This is a genomic window from Dolomitihabitans soli (genome assembly GCF_022213955.1).
GTDB lineage: Bacteria > Actinomycetota > Actinomycetes > Streptosporangiales > Streptosporangiaceae > Streptosporangium_A > Streptosporangium_A soli.
In genome coordinates, this window is record NZ_JAKNTW010000024.1 from 151,317 (window position 1) to 177,182 (window position 25,866).

Consider the following 25,866-nt stretch of genomic DNA (forward strand, 5'->3'; position numbering starts at 1 on the left):
CCATGGAACGCGACGACCACGAGGCGGCCGACCGGGTCGGCCACGTCTGCGCCCTGCTGGAGCGGACCGAGTCGCTCCCCGACCCGGCCGCCAGGACGACCGCCATCGAGCTGCTCCAGTCACTGCTGGAGCTGTACGGCGAGGCGCTGGCGCGTGTCATGGCCGCCGGTGACGACGCGCTGCGCAAGGAGCTGGCCGACGACGAGCTGGTGTCGCACCTGCTGCTGCTGCACGGCCTGCACCCGGTGGACCCGCGCACCCGCGCGGAGGCGGCGCTGGGGCGGCTCCGCCCGATCCTCGGCCGGGCGACCGCGGAGCTGGTGGACCTGGCGGAGAACGTGGCACGCGTACGGCTCCGCCAGGATCGCGGCGGATGCGGCGGCGCGACGGCCAGGCTGCGCACCGCCGTACAGGAGGCGATCCGCGACGCGGCTCCGGAGATCGAGCGGGTGGAGATCGACGAGGCGGGCCCGGCGCCCGTGCTGATCCCCGTCGAGAGCCTGCGGCGCGGCACGGGGGCGGCATGACGACGCGGATCGCGGACAGCGGGCTGCACAGGCTGATCAACCGGCCCGCCGGGCAACGGCAGGAGCGGGCCGAACGCTGCGAGCTGTGCGCCGCGCCCGTCGCCCCGGCCCACCGGCACCTGCTGGACCGCGGCGCCCGCGAGCTGCGCTGCGCCTGCCGGGCCTGCGCCGTGCTGTTCGACCACGCCGCCGCCGGCGGGGACCGGTATCGCCTGGTCCCGGACCGGCGGTGGCACCTCACTGACTTCGCCCTCGACGACGCGACCTGGGAGGGCCTCCGCATCCCGGTGCGGATGGCGTTCTTCCTCCGCGACTCGGCGGCGGGACGGACGGCCCTGCTGTACCCCAGCCCGGCCGGCGCCGTCGAGTCGCCGCTGAAGCAGGCGACCTGGGATGAGCTGGAGCGGGTCAACCCGGTGCTGCGCCGGTTGGCGCACGACGTGGAGGCCCTGCTCGTGGACCGCACGGGCGACTCGCGGGACCACTGGCTGGTGCCCGTCGACGACTGCTACGCGCTGGTCGGACTGCTGCGCACCCACTGGAAAGGGCTGGCGGGCGGCGCCGACGTGTGGCAGGAGATCGCCCGGTTCTTCACCGAACTACGCGGGCGGGCCAAATCCGTCGCCGCGACCGGCATGTGAGAGGAACCAGACAATGGCCATCAGGACCGGCAGACCCGAGGTGAGCCCGGACGCCCCCTCGCACACCAAGGGCGTCAAGCAGGGCAACTCGCTCGGCCACTACGAGTGCCAGCCGGGCCATCTGCCCGACGGCCGCTCCACGGCCGCCCGATCGACCGGGATCAATCCCTGCGACCGCGAGCCCATCGACCGCAGCATGCCCAACCTGTCTCCGGCCTGAGCCGATGACGACGAGTCAGACTCCTCCGGGCACGGCCTGCCAGCCGATCCTGCGGATCTCCGTCGAGGGGGTCGAGACGCAGGAGTTCGCGGCCACGCCGACGCTGGCGTTCAGGCTGCGGATCGACGACATCGGCGGGGCGGCGATCCGGTCGGTCGCCCTGAACACCCACATCCGCATCGACGCGGCCGACCGCACCTACGACGACGCCGGCCAGAAGCGGCTCGCGGAGCTGTTCGGCGCGCCCGCGGAGTGGGGCAGGAACCTGCGGAGCCTGCTGTGGACGCAGACGGTCACGCAGATACCGGCGTTCACCGGGGGCACGACCGCGATCATCCCGGTGGGCTGCACCTATGACTTCGAGGTGGCGGCGGCCAAGTATCTGCACGGGCTGCGGGAGGGGGAGGTCCCGCTGGACTTCCTCTTCAGCGGAACGATCTTCTACCAGGAGGACGACCGGTTGCGGGCGGTACGGATCCCGTGGGACACCGAAGCCGTCTTCCGGATGCCGGTGCGGGCGTGGAAGGACACGATGGCGCACTACTTCCCGAACACCGCCTGGGTACGGCTGAGCCACGAGGCGTTCGACCGGCTGTACGCCTACAAGACGCATCACACGCTGGCCACCTGGGACGACGCGGTGCACGCCCTGCTCCGGGCGGACGGTGGGTGACCGATGGACCAGGCGGCAGAGATCGCGCGGGCCGTACTCTACGAGGGCTACCTGCTGTGGCCCTACCGGCAGTCGGCCCCGAAGAACAGGCACCGCTGGACCATCGGCGGCGTCCACCCGGAGCCGTACGGCCGGGCGCACGACGGCAATCCCTGGCTGATGCAGACGCAGGTCCTCCTCCAGGCCGGTCCGGCCGACACCGTCGAGGCACGGGTGCGTTTCCTGCACGTCGTCACCCATGAGTTCGCCGGCCCGCCGGGGACCACGGGCGGAGAGGCGCCGGTCCGGGAGGAGGCGACCGAACGGGAGACCGCGGTCACCGGTCTCGGCCTCGCCGAGCTGCTCGGCGGCCCGGCTCGGGTGGAGATCGACATCCCGGCGGGCGAGGACGTCGAGTGGCTGACGGACGCCGGCGGGCGGCGGGTCGCCGCGGCGCTGCGCCGCTGGGAGGCGGTGCGCGGGCACGTCGAGGTGCACGCGGACCTCCTGCGGCCCGGCCTCTGCCGGCTCACCGTCCGGGTCGCCAACACGACCGGCTGGCACGGCGCCTCCCGCGCCGAGGCGCTGAAGCGCACCCTGGTCTCCGCGCACACCGTCGTGTCCACCGGCGGCGGGCGGTTCGTCTCCCTGATGGACCCGCCGGAGGATCTCCGGGCCTTCGCGGACGGCTGCCGCAACCTGGGCACCTGGCCGGTCCTGGTCGGCGGCGAAGACGAGCGGCACACGATGCTGTCCTCGCCGATCATCCTCTACGACCACCCGCGGATCTCCCCCGAGAGCCCCGGCGACCTCTTCGACGCGACGGAGATCGACCAGCTGCTCACCCTGAGCGTGCTGGCCCTGACCGAGGAGGAGCAGCGGGAGATCCGCGAAGGCGATCCCCGGGGCCGGGCGATCCTCGACCGGTGCGCCGCCCTCTCCCCCGAGCAGCTCATGCGACTGCACGGGACCATGCGCGAGGTACGGCGGGAGCCCGGAACGTGAACCCGATGGACTTCTGGGAGCGGATGGAACGCCGCGGCCCGGACACCGTGGTCGTGAACGGGGTGCCGCTGGGCGTGGGGAGCCGGGTCCGGCTGCGGCCCCGATCCAACGCCGACATCTTCGACCTCGTGCTGGACGGGCAGGTGGCCGTGGTCGAGGGGATCGAGCAGGACGACGAGGGGGCCTTCCACGTCGCGGTCACCCTTGAGGACGATCCCGGCCGCGACCTGGGCGAGGCCCGGCTGCCCGGGCATCGCTTCTTCTACTCGCCCGAGGAGGTCGAGCCGCTCGGGCCGCGCGAAGCCGCCGAGCGGGTCTCCCGGGTCCTCGTCGCCGGGATCGGCAACATCTTCCTCGGCGACGACGGGTTCGGCGTCGAGGTGGTGCGCCGCCTCGCCGGGGAGGAGGCGGCCCCGGGGGTGGACGTCGTCGACTTCGGGATCAGGGGCATGGACCTGGCCTACGCCCTGCAACGCGACTACGACACCGTGATCTTCATCGACGCCGCTCCCCGTGGGCAGCCGCCGGGGACGCTCACGGTGCTCGAACCGCACCTGCCGGAGGGCGGGACCGCGGTGGAGACCCACGGCATGGATCCGATCCGGGTCCTGCGGCTGGCCGCGGAGCTCGGGCGGATGCCCGCCAGGGTCCTCGTGCTGTGCTGCGAGCCGGCGACGGCGCTGACGGGGGCGCCCGACGAGGACGTGCTCGTCGGGCTGAGCGAGCCGGTGCGCGCGGCGATCGACGAGGCGGTGGGCCTGGCGCGGTCGCTGGCGGGCGAGGCGGCAGGCAACGAGGAGAGAGATCTGACATGAGAAAACTGCGCGTGGCGGCGCTGGTCGGGACGTGTGCGCTGACGGCGCTCGTCGTCCTGCAGTGGCCGGAGATCCACCGGTACCTGAAGATGAAAAGGATGTAGGACGTTCATGCATGAGATCGGAATGTGTGAAGGACTGCTCGACCTGATCGAGCAGCGGGCGGCGGGACGGCGGATCACCGCCGTCCGGTTGCGCGTCGGCGCCCGGCACGCCGTGGTCGACGAGGCGTTCGACCAGGCGTTCGCGGTCGTCGCGGACGGCACCGCCGTACAGGACGCCGTGGTGGACCTCGAAGTCGTGCCCGTCACGGTCACCTGCCGGACGTGTGAGCGGCTGTCGGAGTCGCTGGACGTGCTGGCCGTCTGCGCGCACTGCGGCGGCGACGACGTCGACATCAGCGGCGGGGACGAGCTGGTCCTGGAGTCCGTCCAGTTCGAGACGACGCCCCGGCGGGAGGACGAGCCGGATGTGCCTCGGAATCCCCGGTGAGCTGGTGGAGGCGGTCGGGGACCAGTGCGACCTCGCGGTGGTGGAGGTCAGCGGGATCCGCCGCCGGATCAACGTGGCCCTGCTCGCGGACGAAGGGCTGAAGCCGGGCGACTGGGTGCTGGTCCATGTGGGGTTCGCGCTGTCCAAGATCTCCGAGTCGGAGGCGCAGGCGGTGCTGGACCTGCTGGAGGGGATCGGGCAGGCGTACACGGACGAGGTCGACGCGCTCCGCGAGTCGGATATCTCATGACAATGTGGAGGAGGATCCGTGCGGTTCGTCGATGAGTATCGCGACGCGGGGATGGCACGGGCGCTCGCCGCCGAGATCGCGGCCCGTTGCGAGCCGGGGCGGCGGTACACGTTCATGGAGGTGTGCGGGGGACACACCCACACCATCTACAAGCACGGCTTGGAAGACTACCTGCCGGAGACCGTGACGCTCGCGCACGGGCCCGGCTGCCCGGTCTGCGTGATCCCGATGGGCAGGGTGGACGACGCCGTCCACATCGCGGAGCAGCCGGGCGTGATCCTGACGTCGTTCGGCGACATGATGCGGGTGCCCGGCGGACGGGGGTCGTTCTTCGACGCGAAGGCGGCCGGGGCCGACATCCGGATGGTCTACTCGCCGCTGGACGCGCTCAAGATCGCGCGTGCCAACCCGGACCGCCGGGTGGTGTTCATGGCGATCGGCTTCGAGACCACCGCGCCCTCGACGGCGATGACGGTGCTGCGGGCCGCTGCCGAGGGCCTGGACAATTTCTCCGTCTTCTGCAGCCACGTCCTGATAATTCCGGCCATCAAGGCGATCCTCGACTCGCCGGACATGCGGCTCGACGGCTTCATCGGCCCCGGGCACGTCTCCACGGTCATCGGCTGCGAGCCGTACGAGTTCATCGCCCGCGAGTACGGCAAGCCGCTGGTCGTCGCCGGATTCGAGCCGCTGGACATCCTCCAGTCGATCCACCTGCTGCTCGGCCAGCTCGCCGGCGGGCGGGCGGAGGTCGAGAACCAGTACGCCCGAGTTGTGCCGTGGCACGGGAACCGGGTCGCCCTTGAGGCCATCGGCAAGGTGATGCGGCTGCGGCCCCACTTCGAGTGGCGAGGGCTCGGCTTCATCGCGGACTCGGCGCTCGGCATGGCCGACGAGTACGCCGCCTTCGACGCGGAGCGGATCTTCGACCTGCCCGGGATACGGGTCGCCGACCCGAAGGCCTGCCAGTGCGGCGAGGTCCTCAAAGGGGTGCTCAAGCCGTGGGAGTGCAAGGTGTTCGGCACCGCGTGCACCCCGGAGACCCCGATCGGGACCTGCATGGTCTCCTCCGAGGGCGCGTGCGCCGCCTACTACGACTTCGGCCGTTTCAGCAGGGAACGAGTGAGAGAGGCGACCCGGTCATGAGCACCGAACCGGTCACCGAACAGCGGCAGGCGGAATGGGCGGAACGCGCGGTCAGGGAGTCGGCCGCCGGGCAGCCCGACGACCCCGGCACGCCGTACGCGGGGCGGGAGCAGCAGGTCCTGGCCAGGATCGAGCGGGCCCGGCGGCGCCGGCCGGTCGTCAGGGAGGAGCGGATCACCCTCGCCCACGGCTCCGGCGGCAAGGCGACGCACACGCTGATCGACGCGGTCTTCCTGGAGGCGTTCCGCAACCCGTTGCTCGCGCCCCTGGAGGACGGGGCGACCCTGTCACTCGGTACGGCGCGGGCGGTCTTCACCACCGACTCGTTCGTGGTGAACCCGCTGTTCTTCCCCGGCGGCGACATCGGCGACCTGGCGGTCAACGGCACCGTCAACGACCTCGCGGTGTGCGGCGCCCGCCCGCTCTACCTGTCCGCCGGTTTCATCCTGGAGGAGGGCTTCCCCGTCGCCGACCTGCGACGCATCACCGCCTCCATGTCCGCCGCGGCGAAGGCGGCCGGGGTGTCGATCGTCACCGGCGACACCAAGGTGGTCGAGCGCGGCAAGGCCGACGGCTGCTACATCACCACGGCCGGCGTCGGCCTGATCGACCGGCCCGCCCTCGGACCACCGCCGGAGGGGTCGCCGGGGCTGTCGATCTCCGGTGCGCGGCCCGGTGACGCGGTCGTCGTCTCCGGGCCGATCGGCGAGCACGGGGCGGCGATCATGGTGGCCCGGGGCGAGTTCGAGATCGAGGCCGACCTCGCCTCGGACACCGCGCCCCTGCACGACCTCGTGGCCGCTCTCCTCGACGCGCTGCCCACGCAGGTCAGGACCATGCGCGACGCGACCCGCGGCGGAGTCGCCACCATTCTCAACGAGGTGGCGACCGGTTCCGAGGTGGCCGTGGTGGTCGAGGAGACGGCGGTGCCGGTACGGGCCGAGGTCACCGGCGTGTGCGAGCTGCTCGGGATCGACCCGCTCTACGTCGCCTGCGAGGGCCGGTTCGTCGCGGTGGTGGACGGCGCGTACGCGGATCGCGCGCTCCAGGCCCTGCACGGGCACCCACTCGGCCGGGGCGCCGCCGTGATCGGCCGCGTCGTGGCGGATCCGGCCGGCCTGGTACTGCTGAAGACCACCTTCGGCGGCACCCGGATCGTCGACCTGCTCGTAGGGGATCCGCTCCCCCGCATCTGCTGATCCGCCTGGTTCGATGAGGCGGCGCGGGATTCCCGGGCCGTTCAGTTGCCGCTCAAGCCTCTTACTACACCCGATGCAGTTTGCTTTGGCGGCACCTAGCCCGCCAGGCGTACTCGCGCTCAAGCCTCTTACCACACCCGATGCAGTTTGCCTTGGCGACACCTAACCCGCCAGGCGTACCCACGCGGCCGCCTCTCGCCCGATGACATCGAACTGATATCGCCGTCATTGTTGGATCCTGACGTTCCATCCGCTTCGACTGTCCGCCCTGGGGCCGCGTCATCGCCACGATGTATCTCGGCGTCGCCGAACGAGCATCGTGTGGAGGTCGCCACACTCCAGGGCGGACAATCCGACCAACTGCCAGCGACACGATGTCCCGACGGCGACAGTTTTCATTGTGGTGGGGTTATGGACGTGGTCAGCACCGCCGAGGTCCCGACGAAAGAACGCTTCGCCTTATGGCGCGAAGTGAGTTCGAAGATGTGGGTGCCCCTCGATGCACGCTGCGAACCGCACCTGGAAAGCGGATTTCGGGCGCAGGCCAGTTTCAGCGGGTTCGGTCACGTGCGGGCGCTCTTGCTGACCACGACGCCGCTTTCAGTCCACCGCACGCCCAAGCTGATTCGCCAGTCCGATCCCGAAGTGTTCTTCCTGAACTGCGCCGTGCATGGTCGCGTGGTGGGAGAGCAGGACGGCCGGCGCGCGGACTTACAAGTCGGGGATCTGTTCCTACGTGACAGCTCGCGTCCCTACCTGACCAGGTTCGCACCGGGAGACCCGGCGAGCCAAGTGCTGGTCCTGCAATTCCCGCGCTCGTCGCTGCCGTTGCCCGAGCGGGACCTGAAGGCCCTGACCTCGGTCCGCATCCCGGGCGACCAGGGCATCGGTGCGCTGTCCTCGCAGTTCCTACTGGGATTCGCCCGGCACATGCACGAGTTCAGCCCAGCCGACATCACCCACCTGTCCACGCTTACGCTCGATGTGCTGACCGCCGCTCTGGCCGGCGCACTGGACACGCACAGCGCCGTACCACCCCACACCCGGCAGCGTGCACTGATGGCCCAGATCCACGCCTTCATCCGCGACAACCTCAGCGATGCGCACCTGACCCCGGCCACGATCGCCGCAGCCCACCACATCTCCCTGCGCTACCTGCACAAACTGTTCCACCAGGAGGGGCACACCGTCGCCGGCTGGATCCGCGAGCACCGCCTGCAGCAGTGCCGGCGCGACCTGGCCGCCCCCCGGCTGGCCGCCCACCCGATCCACGCGATCGCCGCCCGATGGGGATTCACCAGCCCGGCGCATTTCAGCCAGGCCTTCCGCAGCGCCTACGGCCTGTCCCCGCGCCAATTCCGCCGGCAGCGCGCGACAGTGCGCACAAACTAAAGACGTGTGCGCTCACCCGTAACGACAAACCCGTCCACGGCATGCACCCTCTTAGTGAGGAAGGGCCGAACCGAAGCTTCTGGTGGTGGTCAATTCATGGCTCGATTTCTCGTCGAGCCCGGCCGCGTCCATGCCGGCAGGCAGATACGACGCACACATGAAATGAGGAGAGTCCATGCGATCAAATGTCAAGAAGCTCCTTCTGGCCGCCATGGCGGCGATGATGCTGACGGCCACGGCCGGCACTGCCCACGCCGCCGATACGGCACAAACCGGCAATGCGTCTGCGTACATGGGAGATCCTGCATACAACACCAAGGAACTGTTTCTCACGGCGAACCCGAAGGACGACATGGCCGACGGCCGCGTAATCCGGTCTATCGACCTCAGAGCGGGGAGGTACCGCTCGAGCATGGTGGTGGGCCAAGGCTGCAGTCTCGAGTTCAACCTTCCCGCGGGAACATACAGTTGGCGCGGTCTTCTCGATCCCAAGGACGGGTACTACAGGGAAAGCGCGATACTTGAGGGTCCTGTGACGGTTCACCTCGGTTACTGTAGTTGGAAGATTTCTTCATCCGGAACCGTCAGGTGGGGCACCAAACTCGTTCCACTGTCGTTCTGATCCTGAGCTGTGTCTGCGGCATGGCGGGGCTTCGGGCGACGCGATCCCGGGTCACCGGCAGGGCCACAGCGAAGTATCGGTAACAACCTGAATTTCCGTTTCGTGGACTGACCGTCCCGGGACTGCAGGAAGGGCCGCCCAGCCGTGGCCATGGGCCGCAACCGGACCCATCCACAAGATCATCTCTGGACCATACGCCGCCGCGCCCGACCGCCACCCTCTTGACAGGCGCCCGAAACGATAACTACCCGGCCTGGTGTCTTCACGCCTTTCGATAATCGTCCGGCTGATGGCCGATCACCTAAGCCTGGGCGACCAGTCGCCGAACAATGCGTGCGAGGTCTTCTGCCGGAGCGGATCAGCGCCCCAAGATCGGGGGCGAGCGGCAGTGTGAGCCGCTCGATCGAAAGGGGAATGATTATGAAGACTTTGCTCAAGACGGCGCTGACGGGCGTCGGCGTGGTGGCCGCGAGCCTGCTCCTCGCGCAGCCGGCCTCGGCCGCCTCGTTCAGTTGGAACGTCGGCGACGGCGTCGTCAGCTACAACGACGGCACGGACACCATCTGCGCGCAGGCGTACAACACCGAGGGCGCGCGCTGGGTTGAGGTGAGGCTGACCCCGGTCAACGGGGGAGGCCCGTCCTACACCTGGAGGGACAACAACAACTACTACGGCCATTCGGGCAGCACGTGCCGGAGCCTGGCCACCGCATATGAGGACACCAACTACCGCGCCACGGTCAGGACCTACTGGGGCGAGCGCGGCACCACGATTAGCCGCGGCAGCCGCACCTTCTACAGCTGATCGCGTCGTCATCGATCTCCGGGACTCCCCGTGCGCCGCTCTGCGGTACGCGGGGAGTCTTCCCGTTCGGCGATGTCCGCCGAGTTCCTCAGGGCGTCCTCGGGCTCTGCCGGGGGTCGACCGGTAGTCGGCTGCCCGGTCGTGGCGCGGTCCCGGGCCACCGCCACGGCCGCCTGGCCGAGGCTGATCCCGCCGTCGTTGCACGGCACCCGCCGGTGCACCAGGACGCGCAGCCCGTGCCGTTCCAGGCCGTCGACGACCGCGCCGAGCAGCAGCATGTTGCCGAACACGCCGCCCGACAGGGCCACCGTGCCCAGGCCGGAGGCCGCCGCGATCCGGCACACCGCCGTGACCAGGGCCGTGGCCAGCCCGTGGTGCACTCTCGCCGCGATGACTCCGGTGGGCACGCCCCGGCGCAGATCGGCCACGGCCGCGCGCACCAGGTCCGTGCTCCGGATCACGACCGGCGACGCGTCCGTGACACCGGCCGGGTAGCCGTCGCGGGTGCGGGGATCAGCGTGCTGTTCGAGGTCCATCGCCGCCTGTCCCTCGTACGTCACCGTGTCGCGGACGCCGAGGAGGGCCGCCACGGCGTCGAACAGCCGTCCGGCGCTCGACGTCACCGGCGCGGTCGCCACCGAGCCGGTGACCAGCGCGGACACGGCGGACCAGTGGGCCTCGTGGCGGCCGATGACGTCGAGACCGGCGGGCGGCTCCGGACCGTACGCGGCGTGCAGGTAGGCGGCGGTCATCCGCCAGGGCTGGCGGATCGCGGTCGCGCCGCCGGGCATCCGCACCTGTTCCAGATGGCCGGCCCGCTGGTAACCCGCCAGGTCGGCCACCAGCAGTTCGCCGCCCCAGACGGTGCCGTCGGGGCCGTACCCGGTCCCGTCGAACGCGACGCCGACGACCGGTCCGGCCTCGCCGTTGTCGGCCAGGCAGGACGCGACGTGCGCGTGATGGTGCTGCACCCCGACCGTCTCCACCCCGTCGAGCCCGAGCGCGTACCTCGTCGACGGGTACCCGGGATGCAGGTCGTGCGCGACCACGGCGGGATCGATGCCGAAGAGCCGCCGCAGCCGCGTGATCCCCTCGGTGAACGCGCGCAGCGTCTCATAGTCGCCCAGATCGCCGAGGTGCGGGGAGATGATCGCGTTCCGCCCTTGGAGCAGGCAGAAGGTGTTCTTCGACTCGGCCCCGCAGGCGAGCACCGGCCGGGGCGACTCCCACGGCAGCGTGATCGGCTCCGGCGTGTACCCGCGGGCTCGCCGTACGGGCAGTTCCGCGCCGCGGAAGACCCTGACCACCGAGTCGTCGGCGCGGGAGTGGATCGGCCGGTCGTGGCAGAGGAAGGCGTCGGCGACGCCGCGCAGCCGCCGCAGCGCGTCCTCGTCCCGGTGGGCGATCGGCTCCCCCGAAACGTTCCCGCTGGTCAGCACGTACGGCCGGGCCAGCTCGCGGGAGAGCAGGTGGTGCAGCGGCGTGTACGGCAGCAGCATCCCGAGGACCCCGCCGCCCGGTGCCACCGACGGCGCGACCCGGCGGCCGGGACGCCGCGCCAGCAGCACGATCGGCCGCCGCCCTCCCGAGAGCAGCGCCGCAGCGGCATCGTCCACCTCGCACAACTCCCGTACGGCGGGCAGGTCCGGCGCCATCACGGCGAACGCCTTGTCCTCCCGGCGCTTGCCGGCGCGCAGCGCGGCGACCGCGGTCTCGTCGGCGGCGTCGGCGGCGAGGTGGTAGCCGCCGAGCCCTTTGACGGCGATGACGGCCCCGGCCGCGAGCCGGGCGGCCGCCGTCACGATCGGGTCGCCGGGGATCACCGCGCCCTCCGGCGTACGCAGCACGAGGACCGGGCCGCACGCGGGGCAGCACACCGGCTGGGCGTGGAAACGCCGGTCGCCCGGGTCCGCGTACTCCCCCGCGCAGGCCGGGCACATGGCGAAGCCCGCCATGGTGGTGCTGTCCCTGTCGTACGGCACGGCGGTGACGATCGTGAAGCGGGGACCGCAGTTCGTGCAGTTGACGAACGGATACCGGTAGCGCCGGTCGGCCGGGTCGAACAACTCGGCGAGGCAGTCGTCACAGGTCGCGGCGTCGGCGGAGACGAGCGCCTGCCGGGCCCCGCCGGGCACGCTCGGCACGATCCGGAATCCCGTGCCCCCGGTCGGGGGGATCGGCAGCACGCTCACCCGCTGCACGACGGCCAGCGCGGGCGCGCGCCGCCTTACCGCGTCCACCAGCGCGGTCACCGCGGACGGGGCGCCCTCCGCCTCGATGAACACCCCGGCGGCGTCGTTGCCGACCAGTCCCGCCAGGCCGTACCTGGCCGCCAGCACGTGCACGAACGGCCGGAACCCGACGCCCTGCACGATCCCTTCGACCCGGATCAGGGAGCGCACCCGCCCGTCCACGGTCAGGACGTCTCCGCCTGCTGGACCAGTTCCCACAGCACGTGGCAGAGCGTCGTCTGCGCCTCCTGGATCCGGTGCACCGACGAGGAGGGGACGACGAAGAGGTGGTCGACGAGACCGGGTTCCGCCATGCCGCCGCCTCCCGACCCGGCGAACCCGACGGTCACCATGCCGCGGCGTCTCGCCGCCTCCAGGCCCCGCAGCACGTTCACCGAGCCGCCACTCGTCGACAGACCCACGGCGACGTCCCCGCGCGTCCCCTGGGCGGCGAGCTGGCGGGCGAAGACCACGTCGAACCCGATGTCGTTGCTGAGCGCGGTGAGCAGCGCCGCGTCCCCGGTCAGTGAGATCGCGGGCAGGCCGCGGCCGCCCTCCCCGGGGGCGAGGAAGAGCTGGGCCAGCGCCTGGGCGTCGGTGCTGCTGCCGCCGTTGCCGAAGGCGAACAGCCGTCCCCCGCCCCGGAACGCGGCGGCGACCGCGCAGGCGCAGCCGGCCAGGGCCGGGCCGAGCCGGTCGAGCACGTCCCCGCGCAGCGCCACGATCTCTTCGGCCTTCGCCACGGTGGACCGGATGACCGCGTCGACCACGCTCTCGGCGTCGCCTCCGTGCTGGAACGGATACAGGATTCTGGCGCCTGTCATGCCGGGTCCCTTCCGAGCACCGCGATGGCCTCACCGGCGTGCACCAGGACGACGTCGCCGGCCCCGGCCTCGACCAGGGCCACGCTGATCTCGTCGCCGGTGTCCGTGATCGCGAGCCGTCCCGGCAGCAACTCGGTGACGCGGACGGGCGCCGCCGTGTCGGCGCAGGTGACGCAGCTGGGGCACTCGGACGGTGTCACGGCCGTGCCTCGGTTCCGAGGAGCGCGGGATGTTCGCAGAACACATGGACCAGCTCCCAGAGGAGGTGATAGATCGTGATGTGGATCTCCCTGGCGATCCGCGGATCGTCGCTGCGCGCGGCGAGCAGGTGGTCGACGGCCGGCAGTCCGTCCGCGGCGGTCAGCGCGATCGTCAGCATGCCCAGCTCGCGTGCCGCCGCGAGCGCGTCCGCCACGTTGCCGCACCGGCCGTCGGTGCGGATCCCCACCGCGATGTCCTCCGGCCGGCCCAGCAGCCGCACCTGCGCGGCGAAGGCGGCCTCGTACCCGTGTTCCCTGGCGACACCGCTCAGCGCCGAGGCGTCGTTGGCCAGCGAGATCGCCGGCAGGGCCCGTTTGCCAACGACCACCGGGTGGGCGAACTCCACGGCGAGGTGCCCCGCGTCGGCGGCCGCCCCGCCGTTGCCGAAGGTCAGCAACCTGCCGCCGCGGTGGAACCGCCCGGCCATGTCCCGGGCCGCCCGGGTGACCGCCCCGGCGTCCTCGGCCAGGGCCAGCCCCGGCCCGGTACGGCGGGCGGAGGCGCTATCGAGCGTGGTGTCCATCGGTGCTCCCCCTCGCCGTCAGGTTTCCGGCCGAGCCGGCGCCGTCGGGCAATAGCCGGGTCTCGATCAGCGGTGCCAGCCGGCTCAGGCAGTAGTCGAGCCGGTTACGGGTCCGCTCCAGGGTGCCCAGCCGGTTCGACAACTCGGTGCGCCCTTTGGCGGTGAGCGTGTAAATACGCCGTGCGGGACCCGAGCCGGACGGCATCCAGTCGGAACACAGGCAGCCGTGCCGTTCGAGCGACCGGAGCGCGCGGTAGACCGAACCGGTGTCGCCGTCGCCGACCCCGAACGGACGCAGCCGCTCGACCAGTTCGTACCCGTGGTCCGGCCGCTCGACCAGCAGCAGGAGCAGGCAGGAGCTCAGATAGTTTCTGGGTTCGAGACCGGCCACTCCCTGCCACCATTCCAACTCAATTAACGACATATCTGAATATAAATACTTTTGGCATGCGATGTCACAGCCACTAGATTATGGTTCACGGCATACCCTGGCGGAATATGCGAATAATCGCATCGGATGGTATGTCTAACGTCAAAATGCGACCGACCCCCGCACGACACACACAGTGGGATATCCATCTACACTTCGGCACCGGTGTCGCCGGCTCCGCTCACCCGGCACCGCCGCATCGAGCAGATCCTGCGCTGGTCACCGTGGCGACTCCGCCACCAAGCCACCGCCCGACGACGCCACTGCCGGCGCAGCCGCCGACCATGGTCTCAACGTGTCACTGGAGCACCGGGCCGACGCGAAGGCCGTGGGCTTCACCGAGCCACGGGCACCTGGCTGTCGCGCCTGCCATCGTGGCCGTCCTCCCGCCTGTTCGCGCCGGAGGGGACGCGCAGCCGGCCGAAGGGGCGCCAGGCCACGCCCATGAGCACGGCCATCGCTGCCGCTGACACCCAGAAAGGTCCGGTGATGCCGAGCCAGCGGGCGATGAGCCCGCCGAGCAGGGCGCCCAGCGCCAGGCCGCCGACGGCGAACATCATGTACACGCTCTGGACGCGGCCTCGCAGCTCGTCGGGCACGGTCCGCTGACGCAGGGTGACGCTCACCGCGCCCAAGATCGAGCAGTGGATGCCGAAGGCGATCAGGACCGGCCCGGCGACCCACTCCGTGCCGGCGAGTGCCAGTCCGACGTGCGTCAGCGTCTCGATGACCAAGCCGACCCGCAGCAGCAGCGAGTCGGAGAACCGCCGCTGGAGACGAGGGGCGATCATCGCACCGACCAGTGCGCCGACTGCGTACGCCGTGATGAGGAGACCGTAGCCGTATTCGTTGAGCCCGAGCCGTTCCCGGCTGTAGAGCACGAGGATCGAGAAGCCCGCCATGTAGGTGATGTTCATCAGGAACAGCGCGACGGTGAGCATCCGGAGCGCGGAGTGGTTCCACAGCCAGCGCAGGCCCTCGCCGATGTCGGCGCGTACCGACCGCCGCTCGGCCGCCGGAGCGGCCCGCCGTACCCCGCGCAGGGTGGAGATCAGCACGGCCGCCAGCACGAACGTCACGGCGTTGATCCCGAACGGCAGCGCCGCCGCCAGCACGAACAGGGCCGCGCCCAGCGGCGGCGCGGCGAACTGGTTGACCGCGAAGAAGACCGTCTGCATGCGCGCGTTGGCGCGCGGGAGGTCCTCCGACTTCACGACCATCGGAACCAGCGTCCCCGAGGCGTTGTCGCCGAGGGTCTCGCACGTCCCGAGCAGGAACCCCGCGGCGTAGATGACCGGGATCGTCGCCACGTCCCGCCACACCGCCAGCGCCAGCACGCCCACGACCAGGCCGCGGAGCACGTTGACCACCACGATCAGCCACCGGCGATCGAGGCGATCCACGAAGACGCCGCTGACCAGTGAGAACAACACCCAGGGCAACTGCTGGACGAACACAGCCAAGCCGACCAGCACCGGATCATCGGTGACCGAGGCGACCAGCAACGGCGCGGCGGCCGCCGCTATGCCGTCGCCGATATTGGAGACGGTGGTAGCCGCCCACAACGTGTTGAAACTTCTGCCGAGTCCCGCCATCATCTGCGTCCTGTCGTTCAGTACTCGCCTGACACTTCGGTTGAGGTGGCATGGAAACGGCCACCACGTGATCCTTGGGAGTTTGTGAAGACACCTGAAGATCGTGTGATGGCCGTGGCTGACAGCGTAGACCCTGACGGCTGGTTGCTGATCTTAATAAAATCGATGAGCCGGATCGCGGGCCGGTTCGGGCGCGTGCGCCCCGCCGTACGTCTGGCGCCTGCCATCGCGGTGGCGCTGCTGGTCCTGCTGGTCCCGAGACTGGAGGCGGTCGCCGCCCGGCTCGCGGTGATCAGCTACTGCGTCCCGCTGCTCGCGATCGGCCCGATCATCCTGGTCGTCTTCGGCGGGTTCCGCCACGACGAGCTGTGGGCCGGCATCGTGGTCGTCACCGCTGTGTCGATCGTCGGGGTCGTGGAGTCACTCGTCCTCACCCGCTTCGGACGGCTCGCCGCCGACGATCACTGACCTGCGGTCAGGTGCGGGCGACGACCCCCAGGATGCCGGGAAGGGTGAAATCGACGGCGACCTCGTCCTCGTCCTCGCCCGGACGCCATGCCTGGACCGGGACGATCCCCGGCTCCAGCACCTCCATCCCCGCGACCAGCTCCGCCAGGTCCTTCGGGCCGCGCGAGGTGATCGATCCCGTGGTCGTCGAGCGGTAGACCCGCTGGCCCGCCTCCTGCACCTCGGCGCTGACGTCGCCTTCGAAGGCGTGGGTGATGACCAGGTAGCTGCCGGGGGCGAGCCGCTCGCGGAACGCGGTCGTGACCCTTTCGACCACGGCGTCGTCGGAGACGAAGTGCAGCATCGAGACCAGCAGCACGGCGACCGGCCGGTCGAAGTCGACGACGTCCTCGATCTCCTCGTTGGCCAGCAGATCCTCGGGCTCCCGCATGTCCGCCTGCACGACTCTGGTCCGCGGGTTGTCGGCCAGCAGCGCCCGGCCGTGCACCAGCACGATGGGATCGTTGTCGACGTAGACCACCTGGGCGTCGGGCGCGGTGCGGTGCGCGATCTGGTGCACGTTCTCCCGGGTCGGCAGTCCCGAGCCGATGTCGAGGAACTGGCGCACTCCCTCGGCGGCCAGCAGTTCGACCACCCGTGACAGGAACGCCCGATTCGACCTGGCCATCTCCCGGATGCCCGGCACCACCTGGATGAACTGCTCAGCCGCCGCCCGGTCCGAGGCGAAGTTGTCCTTGCCGCCCAGGTAGTAGTCGTACATGCGGGCAACGCTCGGAACGGTCGGATCGATGCCCACCGGCGCGTGCTCGCTCATCCCCACAGCCCCTCCGTCGTCACGACGGATCATACCGAGGTCGTGGATCATCCGGCCCTTCCGGTGTCACGTGTGACCGCGCACGACGGCTCTGGTCTCACGGGCGAGCTGGACTTCCTCGCGTGCCTCGACGACGAGGACGGGAACCACGGCGTCGTCCGCGCTGATCGGGCCGTCCTGGTCACGGTTGCCGATCACCGGAGGGGCGACGCCGAGCGAACGCAGCCGACGGCACACCGCGTCCCGTACCTCGGGCTGGTCCCAGCCGATCTCCCCGGTGAACACCAGCGCGTCGAGGCGGTCCAGCGACGTGGCCGCGGCGGCGATCTCCCGGCTCACCCGGTGGGCGAACACGGCCAGGGCGAGCCCCGCGTCCCGGTCGCCGTCGCGTTCGGCCGCGACCAGTTCTCTGGTGTCTCCCGACAGCCCGCCGGACAGGCCCAGCAGCCCGGACTCGCGCCACAGGCCCCTCCGCAGGTCGTCGAGAGAAAGCCGGTCCTCGGCAAGCAGCCAGAGCAGCATGCCGGGGTCGACGCTGCCCGAGCGCCTGCTCATCGGCACGCCCTCCAGCGGCGTGAACCCCATGGAGGTGTCCACGCTGCGCCCGCCGGCCACGGCGCACACCGACGCGCCGCCGCCCAGATGGGCGAGCACCATCCGCGTCGCGGCGACGGGCGTGCGGAGCAGTTCCGCGGCCCTGTCGGCCGCCCAGGCGTAGGAGAGGCCGTGGAAGCCGTATCGGCGCAGGCCGTACGTAGCGCGCCAGCTCGCGGGCAGCGGGTAGACCACGGCGGCCTCCGGCAGACCGGCGTGGAAGGCGGTGTCGGGGCACACCACGTGCGGGATGGCGGGCAGCAGCCGGCGGGCGGCGTCCAGCAGGGCGAGGGCCGGGGGCAGGTGCAGCGGCGCGAGGCCGGTGAGCCCGCCGAGCAGGCCGGCCACCCGGTCGTCGGCCACCAGCGGCCGCACCACCACGTCGCCGCCGTGGACCAGACGGTGCCCGACGGCCGCGACCTCCGTGCGCCGGTCGAGGAAGTCCGCCAGCGCGTCGTGCGCCTCCACGTCGTCCGGCGCGTGCGGGAGACGCGCGCTGTCGAGCACGTCGTCGCCGTGCAGGAGGTCCAGCCGCAGGCTGGAGGAGCCCGCGTTCACCGCGAGCACGGTCATGGGGTCCGCCGCTACGTCCATCAGGTCCCGCTACCCGGCCACCGGGTGGTCAACCCGCGTTCCGGTCACGCGCTGTGGAGGCGCAGGTCGGATTCGGTGACGTAGCATGGTGGTATGAGGCGAAAGGCAGCTGCCGCTCTGGCGATTCTGGCCGTGCTCGCCGTGGCGGCGATCGCGGTCACGGTCACCATCGATCGTGGCTCCGACGCCGGCGCCGGGGTGGAGAACACCCGCTCCGCCGACGACATCGCCACCTACTGGACCGACGAACGCAGGCGCGACGCCTCTCCAGGGTGACGCATCTCCAGGATGACGCAGAGGCGCGGAACCCGAGTCCCGCGCCCCCGGGTTCAACCGGTCATCGGTTGGTCACGTCGTTGTAGACGTTGATCGCAGCGTCGCCGTGGTAGGGCGACTTGTAGACGATGTTGACCGGATTCTGGTTGCCGTCGACGTCACGGTGGCTGTTGATGCCGATGATGTAACCCCAGCCCCGGCTCAACTGCAGGTCCTGGAGCCAGGGGCCACCGCTGGACCCGTGGAACATGTCACAGTTCATGTGCATGCGGTCGTCGGACGCGCTCGCCCTGCGCACCGCCCCGAAGCAGTACCACAGGTCGTTTCCGGTGAAGTCGGTACGGCGGTAGCCGTCCTGCGGATAGCCGAAGGCGTAGATGTTGTCGAAGTTCTGACCGGCGCCGAACCGGTAGCCCTGGTAACCCAGCCAGTCGGAAAGGTTTCCGCGTTGCGGCTGGGCGTTGAAGGCGATGGCCGCGATGTCATATCTGAAGTTCGCGTTGTTCTGCCAGCCGACCGTGGTGTTGGCGTAGCGCCATGTCCAGATTCCGTGCGGCTCCCGGTTGTTGTCGGCGTCGGGCACGAAGATGAAGTCGCGGAAATAGTTTCCGGTGCCGCCGCCTCCTCCGTGAATGCAGTGACCGGCGGTCCACACCGTGTTCCGGTTCGCGGCGTTGATGACGCTGCCGGTGCAGTAACCGCGGCTGCCGTTCGTGCGAACGAAGTAGATCTTGCCGATGGTGGTCGCCGGCAGGGTGCCCTGGCGGTGCCAGCGCTCGGCCTGCGGGCCCACCAACGCCCGGTTGGAGGCGCCGGGGGACTGCGGCACGCGGGAGGACTTGGCCGGCCGCGCCCCCTTGGCGGTCTGGTCCGGCAGCACGTTCTTGACCTGCGGCTGGCTCTGTGAGGTGACCACGGGGACCGGCTCGGCGGTGGCCGATCGCATCCGCGTCTCGGTCCAGTAGTCGAGGATCTTCTTGTTCGCCGTAGTTCTCTCGGTCCCGGCCGCCGGGGCGGTGGGCGAGGGGGCGAGGGTGTGCGCGGGGGCGGCGGCGGCCGGCGTGGAGACCAGGGCCACCGCCGACCCGGTGACCGTCAGGGCCGCCAATGAAACCGCGACCGCACCACGCCGCAAGCGTGCGCTCATGAATGTTCCTTCCGAGGGAATGCCCGTCATGGACCTCCCTATCCTGCGTTATCAAAAAGCACTTGGGAAGAGCGGCGGAGGTGAAATTTCAAAGGCGGATCGACGTTTCATCATTTCGCCTTTGATATACATATTCACATTGCATGGAAGGGCATTTGTCGATGTGACGGGATAAATACCCGAAGGCGGCCCGCGACGGGAAGGCGGCTCCGCGTCACATCTGGTCCGAAGCCAAACGAATCACCCTCTCGCCCTCGAACGGGATATCGTCGCAGTTTCGTACATAAGTGATCAGATAAGGACAGGAAGTAGGTCGCTGTGGCCATGAGTTCCACCCCCCGACACCCGGCTACGATCCATCTGCGGGCGGCCGGAGTCAGCCTCGTGCTCGACCTCTCCGGCGGCACCCTCCCCCGTGTCCTGCACTGGGGACCCGACCTGGGCGCGCTCCGGCCGCAGGAGGTCGAAGACCTGCGGTCGGCTCTGCGACCGCAGCCCGTCGGCTTCTCCGTGGACGGCCCCGTGGCGCTCGCCGTACTCCCGGAGCAGTCGGCGGGCTGGCTCGGCACGCCCGGACTGGTCGGCAACCGCGGTGGCGCGGACTTCTCCACGGCCTTCGCCGTCGAGGAGGTGGTCCTGCCGGAGGGAGAGACGGGAGGCGTGGTCGTCCGCGCCCGTGACGATGTGGCCGCGCTGGAGCTCGAACTCACCGTCGAGCTGACCCCGGCAGGGCTGGTGCGCCAGCGTGCGACGGTGACGAACCGGGGCGGTTCGCCCTTCGCGGTGGACGCCGTGAACCTCACGCTGCCCGTGCCGTCCGAGGCGGCCGAGTTGCTCGACTTCACCGGGCACCACCTGCGCGAGCGCAGCCCGCAGCGGACCTCCTTCACCCAGGGGCTACGGGTGCGGGAGAACCGCACCGGCCGTACCGGCTACGACGCCGCCTATCTGCTCGCGGCCGGCACGGCGGGCTTCGGGAATCGCACCGGCGAGGTCTGGGCCGTGCACACCGCCTGGTCGGGGAACCACCGGACGTTCGCCGAGCGCACCTACCACGCGGTGTCGCTGCTGGGTTCCGGCGAGCTGCTGCTGTCGGGCGAGGTGCTGCTGGATCCCGGAGCGTCCTACACCACGCCGTGGCAGTACGGCGCCTACGGAAGAGGGCTGGACGAGTTGTCGGCCCGCTTCCACCGCCACCTGCGTGCCCGGCCGCACCACCCGTCGAGCCCCCGCCCGGTGGTCGTCAACACGTGGGAGGCCGTCTACTTCGACCACGACCTCACGCGGCTGCGCGAACTGGCCGACGCAGCGGCGGCCGTGGGCGCGGAGCGCTTCGTACTCGACGACGGCTGGTTCGGCTCCCGCCGGGACGCCCGGAGGGGACTGGGCGACTGGCATGTCTCCGCGCAGGTGTGGCCCGACGGCCTGTCGCCGCTGATCGACCACGTGACCGGTCTCGGCATGGAGTTCGGCCTCTGGGTCGAGCCAGAGATGATCAACGAAGACTCCGACCTGGCCCGCGCCCACCCGGACTGGATCATGGCGACCGGCGGGCGGCTGCCCGGCGCGGCGCGCTCGCAGCAGGTGCTCGACCTCGCCCGTCCCGAGGCGTTCGCCCACATCCTGGCCCGCCTCGACGATCTGCTCTCCGCCTACCCGATCTCCTACCTCAAGTGGGACCACAACCGGGACCTGGTGGAGGCGGGTCACCAGCCCACCGGCCGGGCGGGCGTCCACGACCAGACGAGGGCGGTGTACCGGCTGCTCGACGAGCTGCGCACGCGCCATCCCGGCGTGGAGATCGAATCCTGCTCCTCCGGCGGCGGGCGCGTCGATCTGGAGATCCTCGAACGCACCGACCGCGTGTGGGCCTCGGACTGCATCGACGCCCTGGAGCGGCAGCAGATCCAGCGCTGGACCAACGTCCTGATCCCGCTGGAGCTGATGGGGACCCATGTGGGGGCCGATGTCGCGCACACCACCGACCGCCGCCACCCGATCGACTTCCGGTCCGGCACCGCCCTGTTCGGCCACTTCGGCATCGAGTGGGACCTGACCCGCGCGGATCCCGGCGACGTACGGCGGCTGGCCGAATGGGTCGAGCTCTACAAGGAGCTGCGCGGCCTGCTCCAAACCGGTACGGCGGTGCACGCCGACCATCCGGACCCCGCCTTCCAGTTGCACGGCGTCGTCGCGGAGGACGGCTCGGAGGCGGTGTTCGCCCTGACCGCCGTCGCCACGTCGGCGCTCTATCCGCCGGGCCCCGTCAGGCTGCCCGGTCTCGACCCCGAGGCCGTCTACCACGTCAGGCCCCAGCCCCCGGGCGACGTCCCGGACGGCAACGCCGGCCGGTGGGGGATCGAGCTGCCGTGGTGGACGCCGCGCGGCGTCACCCTGCCGGGCCGGGTCCTCTCCGGCGCCGGACTCCAGGCCCCGGTGCTCTTCCCGGAGCGGCTGGTGCTGCTGCGGGCGACGCGGGTCCCGGCGTGAGACCCGTGCCCGGGATCGGTCCCGAACCGTCGGATGGCCGGCGAATCGGTTCCGTTATCCGCCGTTTACCAAGATCGGACAGGGAATCGACCTGTTGATGGCGATGCCCTTAAGCGGGGCCGGGTAGTTCCTTCTGCGTAACAAGGGGTTGAGAAACGGCTCCGAGCCGCGCCGGACCGCCGCCTTTCGGGGGGTTGGGCGGCGGGAGTGGGGCGCAGGCAGAGCCGATGCGGGCCGGACAGTCGGGGGGTTGTCCGGCCCGCACTTCTCCCTCCAGCGCGATGTCGCACCCGGTCGCCGGCGCTCAGTGCGCGATGACCTGTCCGAGCCGGTCGCCTGGTCCGCCGCCTGAGGACCGCCGTCGCCCGGAAGCCCCGCCGAGCCGTCGTGGCCGGTGGCCGTCGTCGGTGTTCATGCCGTGATCCGGGCGAGGGCGCCGATCTCCAGTGCCACCCACATCGCACCGTCCGGTCCGGCGACCAGGCCGTGCGGCTCCGACGACGGGGTGGGCAGCGGGAACACGTCGATCACGCCCGAGGGCGTGATCCGGCCGACCCGGCCGGACCCCCACTCGGTGAACCAGCAGTCACCGTTCGGGTCCGCGGCGATGGCGTGCGGCCGTGCGCCCCGATCGGGCAGCGGGAACTCGGTGATCTCCCCGTCCGGCCGGATCCGGCCGATCTGACCCGCGCCGATCTCGGTGAACCACAGCGTGCCCCCGGCCCCCGCGGCGATGCCCACCGGGGCGGCGCCGGGGGTCGGCAGCGGATGGACGGTGACCTCGCCGTCGAGGCCGATCCTGCCGATGGCGTCGGCGGAGTTCATGGTGAACCACAGCGCGTCGTCGGCTCCGGCGGCGATCACGGACGGGAACGCCGCCGGGACCGGGATCGGGAACTCAGTGATCACGCCGTCCGTCGTGATCCGGGCGATCCGGCCGGCGTTGATCTCGGTGAACCACAACGCGCCGTCGGCTCCGGCCGCGATGCCGTACGGCCCGGCCTCGGGCGTCGGCGGGGAGAAGGACCGGACGTCGCCGCCGGGCGTGATGCGGCCGATCCGATGGCTCTGAAACTCGGTGAACCAGAGCGCGCCGTCCGGTCCCGGTGTGATGACCGTCGGCCCGCAGGTCGCCGGATCGAGCTGGTGGCGGCCGAGGTCCCCGCCCGGCGTGAAGCGGCCGATCAGGCCGTCGTGGACCATCGTGAACCACAGGGCCCCGTCGGGACCGGTGGTGATGCCGTACGGGCCGGATTCGGGGCCGGACACCGGGAACTCTTCGATCGAAACGGTCATTTGATCTCCTTCAGGAGGTGGTCGATCTGGATGGCCGTGCCGTCGAACCCGTCGCGCAGCGTCCGGTCGTGGGAGACGGCCACGATCGCGCCCCGGTAGGCGTGGAGTGCCTGTTCCAGCTCCTCGACGAGGGTGAGCGAGAGGTGGTTGGTCGGCTCGTCGAGCAGCAGCAGGTCGGCCTCGCCGGTGAGCAGGCGGGCCAGGGCGAGCCGCCGGCGCTGGCCGACCGAGAGCGCGCCGACCGGTGTGTCCAGGCCGTCCGCCCGGAAGAGGCCGAGGGAGAGCAGCCGCTCGCGATGCTCGGCGGGGTAACCGGCCCGGCCCTCGGCGAAGGCTTCGACGACGGTCAGGCCCGGACTGGTGAACACCGACTCCTGCGGCAGGTAGCCGATCCGGCCGCGACGCCGTACGACGCCGTGGTCGGGTTCGAGGTCGCCGGCCAGGACCCGCAGGAAGGTGGTCTTGCCCGCGCCGTTGGGGCCCGAGACCAGCAGGCGGGAGCCCGGTTCGACGGTGAAGGCGCGGACGGCGAGGCGGTCGCCGACCCGTACGTCGCGCAGTTCGACCAGCGGACCGTCGACCGTGCCCGCGTCGAACCGGCCGGCGAACCGCAGCGGGGCGGGCGGTTCGGGGACCGGGGCCTCCCGGAGGCGGCGCAGGCGCTCGGTGGCCTGGCGGACCCGGCCGGCGACCGAGTTCTGCACCCGGCCGGCGGCTCGGTCGTAGGCCATCTTGTTGTTGTCCTTGATCGCGCGGCCGGGGGCGACGCGGTGCGCGGTGGTGGCCGCGAACTCCTCGATCCGCCGGATCTCCTCGCACCAGCCGGCGTAGGCCTGTTCCCAGCGCTGCCGGGCGGCCGCCTGCTCGGCCAGGTAGCCGGTGTACCCGCCGCCGAACCGGGCGACCGCGCCTCCCTCCACCTCCAGGATCGAGGTGGCGACCCGGTCCAGGAAGTGCCTGTCGTGCGAGACGGCGAGGACCGTGCCGGTGTGCGCCCGCAGCCGCTCCTCCAGCCAGTTCATGGCGTCGGCGTCGAGGTGGTTGGTGGGCTCGTCGAGCAGCATCATCTCCGGATCGGCCGCCAGCACGCACGCGAGTCCGAGCCGGGCCTGTTCGCCGCCGGACAGACTGCCCAGCGTGCGGTCGCGGTCGAGGTGCGCGAGCCCGAGGCCGTGCAGCGCCGCCTCGACGCGGGCGTCGGCCTCGTAGCCGCCGCGCGCCTGGTAGACGCTGAGCAGGTCGCCGTACTCGGCCAGCCGGCCCTCGGTGAGGTCGGCCTCCAGCTCCCGCATCCGGCTCTCCATCGCGCGCAGGTCGGCGAGGGCGGCGTCCACGGCGTGCCGAACGGTGTGGGCGGGCGGCAGGCCGAGGGTCTGGCCGAGGTGGCCGATCCCGCCGCCGGCGGCGACGACGATCTCACCGTCGTCGGGCCGGTCGAGGCCGGCGACCAGCCGCAGGAGCGTTGACTTCCCCGAACCGTTCTCTCCCACGATCCCGACGCGCTCGCCCGGCCGTACGGAGAGGGAGACCTGGTCGAGGACCAGGTGGTCGGCGTAAGACTTAGAGATTCCCCGCAGGGTCAGCTGAGTGGACAGGACGGGACTCCAGATCATCGGGCGTACGGGTCGTCGCGGTGCTCGATGAACGGATCATGGCGACTCACTCCTTCTGACATTCTTAATGCTACTAAGTTGCGTTAATATGAGTATGCAGGATGAATCGGAGCCGACGCAAACGGAGGCGGTCATGACCGGTCCGGGAGCCGCCCGGCCCGGCGGGCGCACCGCGCGGACCCGCGCGGCCGTACGCCAGGCCACCCTCGCCGAGCTGGGCGAGAAGGGATACGAGGGCCTGACCGTCGAGGCGGTCGCGCTGCGCTCGGGCGTCCACAAGACCACGGTCTACCGGCGCTGGGGCAGCGTGGCAGGGCTCGCCGCCGACGCGCTGGCGATCGCGGGCGACGAGGCGTGGCCGATTCCGGACACCGGCACCCTCGAAGGCGACCTGCGGGAGCTCGCCCGCCTGGTGGTGACCGGATTCACCGACCCCGAAGCCGGTCCGATCGCGACCGCCTTCGTCTTGGCCTCGGCACGGGATCCCGTCGCCGCGAAGGCGCTGCACGCCTTTTTCGCGGCCCGCCACGAGCAGTCCGCCGTGCTCGTCACCCGCGCGGCCGGACGGGGTGAACTGCCCGCGGGCACGGACGCCGCCGAGGTGGTCAGATGCGCCGTCGCGCCGATCTACTACCGGCTGTTCGTCACCGGCGAGCCCATCAGCGAGGCGGTGGCCGACCGCGCCGCCGCGGCGGCGGTGGCCGCCGCGCGAGCCGGCGTGTTCCAGACCCCGCCGTGACCGAGCGCGGACCTATTCACTAATGTGGTCCATCTGACCCTGTGTTTCGCCGCTTCCTGGTCTCCCGCCGCTTACTATGGCAAAGTCAGCCGATTGGATGAGATCGGTGCCGGCGCGTGGCGCAGGTGCCCATAGCGGGGTTGCGAGTCGAACAGGTCGGACGGCCCCCCAGTAGATCTGGGTGAAAGTCACCCCTTGGCCGCCCC

Annotated in this window: 29 protein-coding genes; 18 read left to right on the top strand and 11 right to left on the bottom strand. The window is 70.8% G+C overall.

Translation table 11 applies throughout. The features are described from left to right. Positions 1-2: 2 nt before the first annotated feature. The 14 genes from MBA17_RS35890 (at position 3) to MBA17_RS35950 (ending at position 9,765) form a co-directional block, all read left to right on the top strand. Positions 3-527 (top strand): NifU family protein, encoded by a 525-nt coding sequence (locus tag MBA17_RS35890; RefSeq protein WP_238501916.1) that lies wholly within the window; start codon positions 3-5, stop codon positions 525-527. Then, positions 524-1,168 carry a DUF5947 family protein gene (locus MBA17_RS35895; RefSeq protein WP_238501917.1) on the top strand — a complete coding sequence of 215 codons (645 nt, stop codon included), beginning with the start codon at positions 524-526 and terminating at the stop codon, positions 1,166-1,168. Before MBA17_RS35890 ends, MBA17_RS35895 begins: the two co-directional genes overlap by 4 nt. 13 nt (positions 1,169-1,181) lie before the next feature. Continuing rightward, positions 1,182-1,388, top strand: a complete 207-nt coding sequence (locus MBA17_RS35900) for a hypothetical protein (RefSeq protein ID WP_238501918.1) — start codon at positions 1,182-1,184, stop codon at positions 1,386-1,388. Between the two features lie 4 nt (positions 1,389-1,392). Then, a complete protein-coding gene (locus MBA17_RS35905; RefSeq protein WP_238501919.1) occupies positions 1,393-2,061 on the top strand; it encodes a DUF6084 family protein in 669 nt (222 codons plus the stop codon). Between the two features lie 3 nt (positions 2,062-2,064). Beyond that, positions 2,065-3,045, top strand: coding sequence for a hypothetical protein (locus MBA17_RS35910; RefSeq protein WP_238501920.1), 981 nt, complete (start codon positions 2,065-2,067; stop codon positions 3,043-3,045). Between the two features lie 5 nt (positions 3,046-3,050). Next, complete coding sequence (locus tag MBA17_RS35915; RefSeq protein ID WP_238502000.1) at positions 3,051-3,860, top strand: hydrogenase maturation protease; 810 nt, start codon at positions 3,051-3,053, stop codon at positions 3,858-3,860. After that, positions 3,857-3,964, top strand: a complete 108-nt coding sequence (locus tag MBA17_RS50685; RefSeq protein WP_455432922.1) for a DUF6893 family small protein — start codon at positions 3,857-3,859, stop codon at positions 3,962-3,964. Before MBA17_RS35915 ends, MBA17_RS50685 begins: the two co-directional genes overlap by 4 nt. Before the next feature lie 7 nt (positions 3,965-3,971). Further along, positions 3,972-4,352 carry a hydrogenase maturation nickel metallochaperone HypA/HybF gene (locus MBA17_RS35920; RefSeq protein ID WP_238501921.1) on the top strand — a complete coding sequence of 127 codons (381 nt, stop codon included), beginning with the start codon at positions 3,972-3,974 and terminating at the stop codon, positions 4,350-4,352. Continuing rightward, positions 4,330-4,602, top strand: a complete 273-nt coding sequence (locus tag MBA17_RS35925; RefSeq protein WP_238501923.1) for a HypC/HybG/HupF family hydrogenase formation chaperone — start codon at positions 4,330-4,332, stop codon at positions 4,600-4,602. Before MBA17_RS35920 ends, MBA17_RS35925 begins: the two co-directional genes overlap by 23 nt. A gap of 18 nt (positions 4,603-4,620) precedes the next feature. After that, positions 4,621-5,748, top strand: coding sequence for a hydrogenase formation protein HypD (gene hypD / locus MBA17_RS35930; RefSeq protein ID WP_238501925.1), 1,128 nt, complete (start codon positions 4,621-4,623; stop codon positions 5,746-5,748). Then, on the top strand, positions 5,745-6,947 hold the full coding sequence (gene hypE / locus MBA17_RS35935; protein ID WP_238501927.1) for a hydrogenase expression/formation protein HypE: 1,203 nt from the start codon (positions 5,745-5,747) through the stop codon (positions 6,945-6,947). Before hypD ends, hypE begins: the two co-directional genes overlap by 4 nt. A 411-nt stretch (positions 6,948-7,358) precedes the next feature. Then, positions 7,359-8,339 carry a helix-turn-helix domain-containing protein gene (locus tag MBA17_RS35940; protein ID WP_238501929.1) on the top strand — a complete coding sequence of 327 codons (981 nt, stop codon included), beginning with the start codon at positions 7,359-7,361 and terminating at the stop codon, positions 8,337-8,339. 175 nt (positions 8,340-8,514) lie between these two features. Next, positions 8,515-8,961 carry a hypothetical protein gene (locus MBA17_RS35945; protein ID WP_238501931.1) on the top strand — a complete coding sequence of 149 codons (447 nt, stop codon included), beginning with the start codon at positions 8,515-8,517 and terminating at the stop codon, positions 8,959-8,961. A 420-nt stretch (positions 8,962-9,381) separates the two neighbouring features. Beyond that, positions 9,382-9,765, top strand: a complete 384-nt coding sequence (locus MBA17_RS35950; protein ID WP_238501933.1) for a hypothetical protein — start codon at positions 9,382-9,384, stop codon at positions 9,763-9,765. A gap of 8 nt (positions 9,766-9,773) precedes the next feature. On the opposite strand, the gene hypF is transcribed toward MBA17_RS35950, so the two are convergent. The 6 genes from hypF to MBA17_RS35980 all read right to left on the bottom strand — a co-directional run bounded on the left by hypF (position 9,774) and on the right by MBA17_RS35980 (position 15,632). Continuing rightward, entirely contained in the window at positions 9,774-12,167 is a 2,394-nt protein-coding gene (hypF, locus tag MBA17_RS35955) for a carbamoyltransferase HypF (RefSeq protein ID WP_238501935.1), read from the bottom strand. A gap of 14 nt (positions 12,168-12,181) precedes the next feature. After that, positions 12,182-12,820, bottom strand: coding sequence for a D-sedoheptulose-7-phosphate isomerase (locus MBA17_RS35960; RefSeq protein ID WP_238501937.1), 639 nt, complete (start codon positions 12,818-12,820; stop codon positions 12,182-12,184). Then, positions 12,817-13,020: a HypC/HybG/HupF family hydrogenase formation chaperone gene (locus tag MBA17_RS35965; RefSeq protein ID WP_238501939.1), complete on the bottom strand. Its 204-nt coding sequence runs from the start codon at positions 13,018-13,020 to the stop codon at positions 12,817-12,819. The genes MBA17_RS35960 and MBA17_RS35965 overlap by 4 nt, the downstream gene beginning before the upstream one ends. After that, the gene (locus MBA17_RS35970; protein ID WP_238501941.1) at positions 13,017-13,604 is read right to left on the bottom strand and encodes a D-sedoheptulose-7-phosphate isomerase; all 588 of its coding nucleotides are present in this window, start codon (positions 13,602-13,604) and stop codon (positions 13,017-13,019) included. Before MBA17_RS35970 ends, MBA17_RS35965 begins: the two co-directional genes overlap by 4 nt. Further along, positions 13,585-14,028 carry a PadR family transcriptional regulator gene (locus tag MBA17_RS35975; protein ID WP_238501943.1) on the bottom strand — a complete coding sequence of 148 codons (444 nt, stop codon included), beginning with the start codon at positions 14,026-14,028 and terminating at the stop codon, positions 13,585-13,587. The genes MBA17_RS35970 and MBA17_RS35975 overlap by 20 nt, the downstream gene beginning before the upstream one ends. A 341-nt stretch (positions 14,029-14,369) precedes the next feature. Further along, entirely contained in the window at positions 14,370-15,632 is a 1,263-nt protein-coding gene (locus MBA17_RS35980; protein WP_238501945.1) for an MFS transporter, read from the bottom strand. A gap of 162 nt (positions 15,633-15,794) precedes the next feature. Between MBA17_RS35980 and MBA17_RS35985 the strand changes: the two genes are divergently transcribed. After that, positions 15,795-16,097 carry a hypothetical protein gene (locus MBA17_RS35985; RefSeq protein WP_238501947.1) on the top strand — a complete coding sequence of 101 codons (303 nt, stop codon included), beginning with the start codon at positions 15,795-15,797 and terminating at the stop codon, positions 16,095-16,097. Between the two features lie 7 nt (positions 16,098-16,104). Here the strand turns inward: MBA17_RS35985 and MBA17_RS35990 are convergent, their stop codons facing one another. Together MBA17_RS35990 and MBA17_RS35995 are read right to left on the bottom strand one after the other, a co-directional pair. After that, entirely contained in the window at positions 16,105-16,911 is an 807-nt protein-coding gene (locus tag MBA17_RS35990) for an SAM-dependent methyltransferase (protein ID WP_238501949.1), read from the bottom strand. 66 nt (positions 16,912-16,977) lie between these two features. Continuing rightward, entirely contained in the window at positions 16,978-18,099 is a 1,122-nt protein-coding gene (locus MBA17_RS35995; RefSeq protein ID WP_238501951.1) for an acetate/propionate family kinase, read from the bottom strand. Positions 18,100-18,192: 93 nt separating this feature from the next. On the opposite strand from MBA17_RS35995, the gene MBA17_RS36000 reads away from it, so the two are divergent. Then, positions 18,193-18,375, top strand: coding sequence for a hypothetical protein (locus MBA17_RS36000; protein WP_238501953.1), 183 nt, complete (start codon positions 18,193-18,195; stop codon positions 18,373-18,375). Positions 18,376-18,436: 61 nt separating this feature from the next. Here MBA17_RS36000 and MBA17_RS36005 read toward each other — a convergent pair whose 3' ends face one another. After that, a complete protein-coding gene (locus tag MBA17_RS36005) occupies positions 18,437-19,522 on the bottom strand; it encodes a trypsin-like serine peptidase (protein WP_238501955.1) in 1,086 nt (361 codons plus the stop codon). A 324-nt stretch (positions 19,523-19,846) separates the two neighbouring features. Between MBA17_RS36005 and MBA17_RS36010 the strand changes: the two genes are divergently transcribed. Further along, positions 19,847-22,012 carry an alpha-galactosidase gene (locus MBA17_RS36010; RefSeq protein WP_238501956.1) on the top strand — a complete coding sequence of 722 codons (2,166 nt, stop codon included), beginning with the start codon at positions 19,847-19,849 and terminating at the stop codon, positions 22,010-22,012. 411 nt (positions 22,013-22,423) lie between these two features. Here MBA17_RS36010 and MBA17_RS36015 read toward each other — a convergent pair whose 3' ends face one another. Next, positions 22,424-23,308 carry a Vgb family protein gene (locus tag MBA17_RS36015; RefSeq protein WP_238501957.1) on the bottom strand — a complete coding sequence of 295 codons (885 nt, stop codon included), beginning with the start codon at positions 23,306-23,308 and terminating at the stop codon, positions 22,424-22,426. Beyond that, a complete protein-coding gene (gene abc-f / locus MBA17_RS36020) occupies positions 23,305-24,921 on the bottom strand; it encodes a ribosomal protection-like ABC-F family protein (protein WP_238501958.1) in 1,617 nt (538 codons plus the stop codon). The genes MBA17_RS36015 and abc-f overlap by 4 nt, the downstream gene beginning before the upstream one ends. A 133-nt stretch (positions 24,922-25,054) precedes the next feature. Here abc-f and MBA17_RS36025 point away from each other — a divergent pair, with 133 nt between their 5' ends. Then, a complete protein-coding gene (locus MBA17_RS36025; protein ID WP_238501959.1) occupies positions 25,055-25,660 on the top strand; it encodes a TetR/AcrR family transcriptional regulator in 606 nt (201 codons plus the stop codon). Positions 25,661-25,866: the final 206 nt, after the last annotated feature.

Coding starts and splice junctions, on each gene's coding strand:
- MBA17_RS35905 (WP_238501919.1), top strand. CDS start 1,393: ATGACGACGAGTCAGACTCCTCCGGGCACGGCCTGCCAGCCGATCCTG.
- hypE (WP_238501927.1), top strand. CDS start 5,745: ATGAGCACCGAACCGGTCACCGAACAGCGGCAGGCGGAATGGGCGGAA.
- MBA17_RS35910 (WP_238501920.1), top strand. CDS start 2,065: ATGGACCAGGCGGCAGAGATCGCGCGGGCCGTACTCTACGAGGGCTAC.
- MBA17_RS35915 (WP_238502000.1), top strand. CDS start 3,051: ATGGACTTCTGGGAGCGGATGGAACGCCGCGGCCCGGACACCGTGGTC.
- MBA17_RS36025 (WP_238501959.1), top strand. CDS start 25,055: ATGACCGGTCCGGGAGCCGCCCGGCCCGGCGGGCGCACCGCGCGGACC.
- abc-f (WP_238501958.1), bottom strand. CDS start 24,921: ATGATCTGGAGTCCCGTCCTGTCCACTCAGCTGACCCTGCGGGGAATC.
- MBA17_RS35945 (WP_238501931.1), top strand. CDS start 8,515: ATGCGATCAAATGTCAAGAAGCTCCTTCTGGCCGCCATGGCGGCGATG.
- MBA17_RS35995 (WP_238501951.1), bottom strand. CDS start 18,099: ATGGACGTAGCGGCGGACCCCATGACCGTGCTCGCGGTGAACGCGGGC.
- MBA17_RS36000 (WP_238501953.1), top strand. CDS start 18,193: ATGAGGCGAAAGGCAGCTGCCGCTCTGGCGATTCTGGCCGTGCTCGCC.
- MBA17_RS35980 (WP_238501945.1), bottom strand. CDS start 15,632: ATGATGGCGGGACTCGGCAGAAGTTTCAACACGTTGTGGGCGGCTACC.
- MBA17_RS35900 (WP_238501918.1), top strand. CDS start 1,182: ATGGCCATCAGGACCGGCAGACCCGAGGTGAGCCCGGACGCCCCCTCG.
- MBA17_RS35970 (WP_238501941.1), bottom strand. CDS start 13,604: ATGGACACCACGCTCGATAGCGCCTCCGCCCGCCGTACCGGGCCGGGG.
- MBA17_RS36015 (WP_238501957.1), bottom strand. CDS start 23,308: ATGACCGTTTCGATCGAAGAGTTCCCGGTGTCCGGCCCCGAATCCGGC.
- MBA17_RS35890 (WP_238501916.1), top strand. CDS start 3: ATGGAACGCGACGACCACGAGGCGGCCGACCGGGTCGGCCACGTCTGC.
- MBA17_RS35920 (WP_238501921.1), top strand. CDS start 3,972: ATGCATGAGATCGGAATGTGTGAAGGACTGCTCGACCTGATCGAGCAG.
- MBA17_RS35960 (WP_238501937.1), bottom strand. CDS start 12,820: ATGACAGGCGCCAGAATCCTGTATCCGTTCCAGCACGGAGGCGACGCC.
- MBA17_RS35985 (WP_238501947.1), top strand. CDS start 15,795: ATGAGCCGGATCGCGGGCCGGTTCGGGCGCGTGCGCCCCGCCGTACGT.
- MBA17_RS35940 (WP_238501929.1), top strand. CDS start 7,359: ATGGACGTGGTCAGCACCGCCGAGGTCCCGACGAAAGAACGCTTCGCC.
- MBA17_RS35895 (WP_238501917.1), top strand. CDS start 524: ATGACGACGCGGATCGCGGACAGCGGGCTGCACAGGCTGATCAACCGG.
- MBA17_RS35925 (WP_238501923.1), top strand. CDS start 4,330: ATGTGCCTCGGAATCCCCGGTGAGCTGGTGGAGGCGGTCGGGGACCAG.
- MBA17_RS36010 (WP_238501956.1), top strand. CDS start 19,847: ATGAGTTCCACCCCCCGACACCCGGCTACGATCCATCTGCGGGCGGCC.
- MBA17_RS35990 (WP_238501949.1), bottom strand. CDS start 16,911: ATGAGCGAGCACGCGCCGGTGGGCATCGATCCGACCGTTCCGAGCGTT.
- MBA17_RS35975 (WP_238501943.1), bottom strand. CDS start 14,028: ATGTCGTTAATTGAGTTGGAATGGTGGCAGGGAGTGGCCGGTCTCGAA.
- MBA17_RS36005 (WP_238501955.1), bottom strand. CDS start 19,522: ATGAGCGCACGCTTGCGGCGTGGTGCGGTCGCGGTTTCATTGGCGGCC.
- MBA17_RS35950 (WP_238501933.1), top strand. CDS start 9,382: ATGAAGACTTTGCTCAAGACGGCGCTGACGGGCGTCGGCGTGGTGGCC.
- MBA17_RS50685 (WP_455432922.1), top strand. CDS start 3,857: ATGAGAAAACTGCGCGTGGCGGCGCTGGTCGGGACGTGTGCGCTGACG.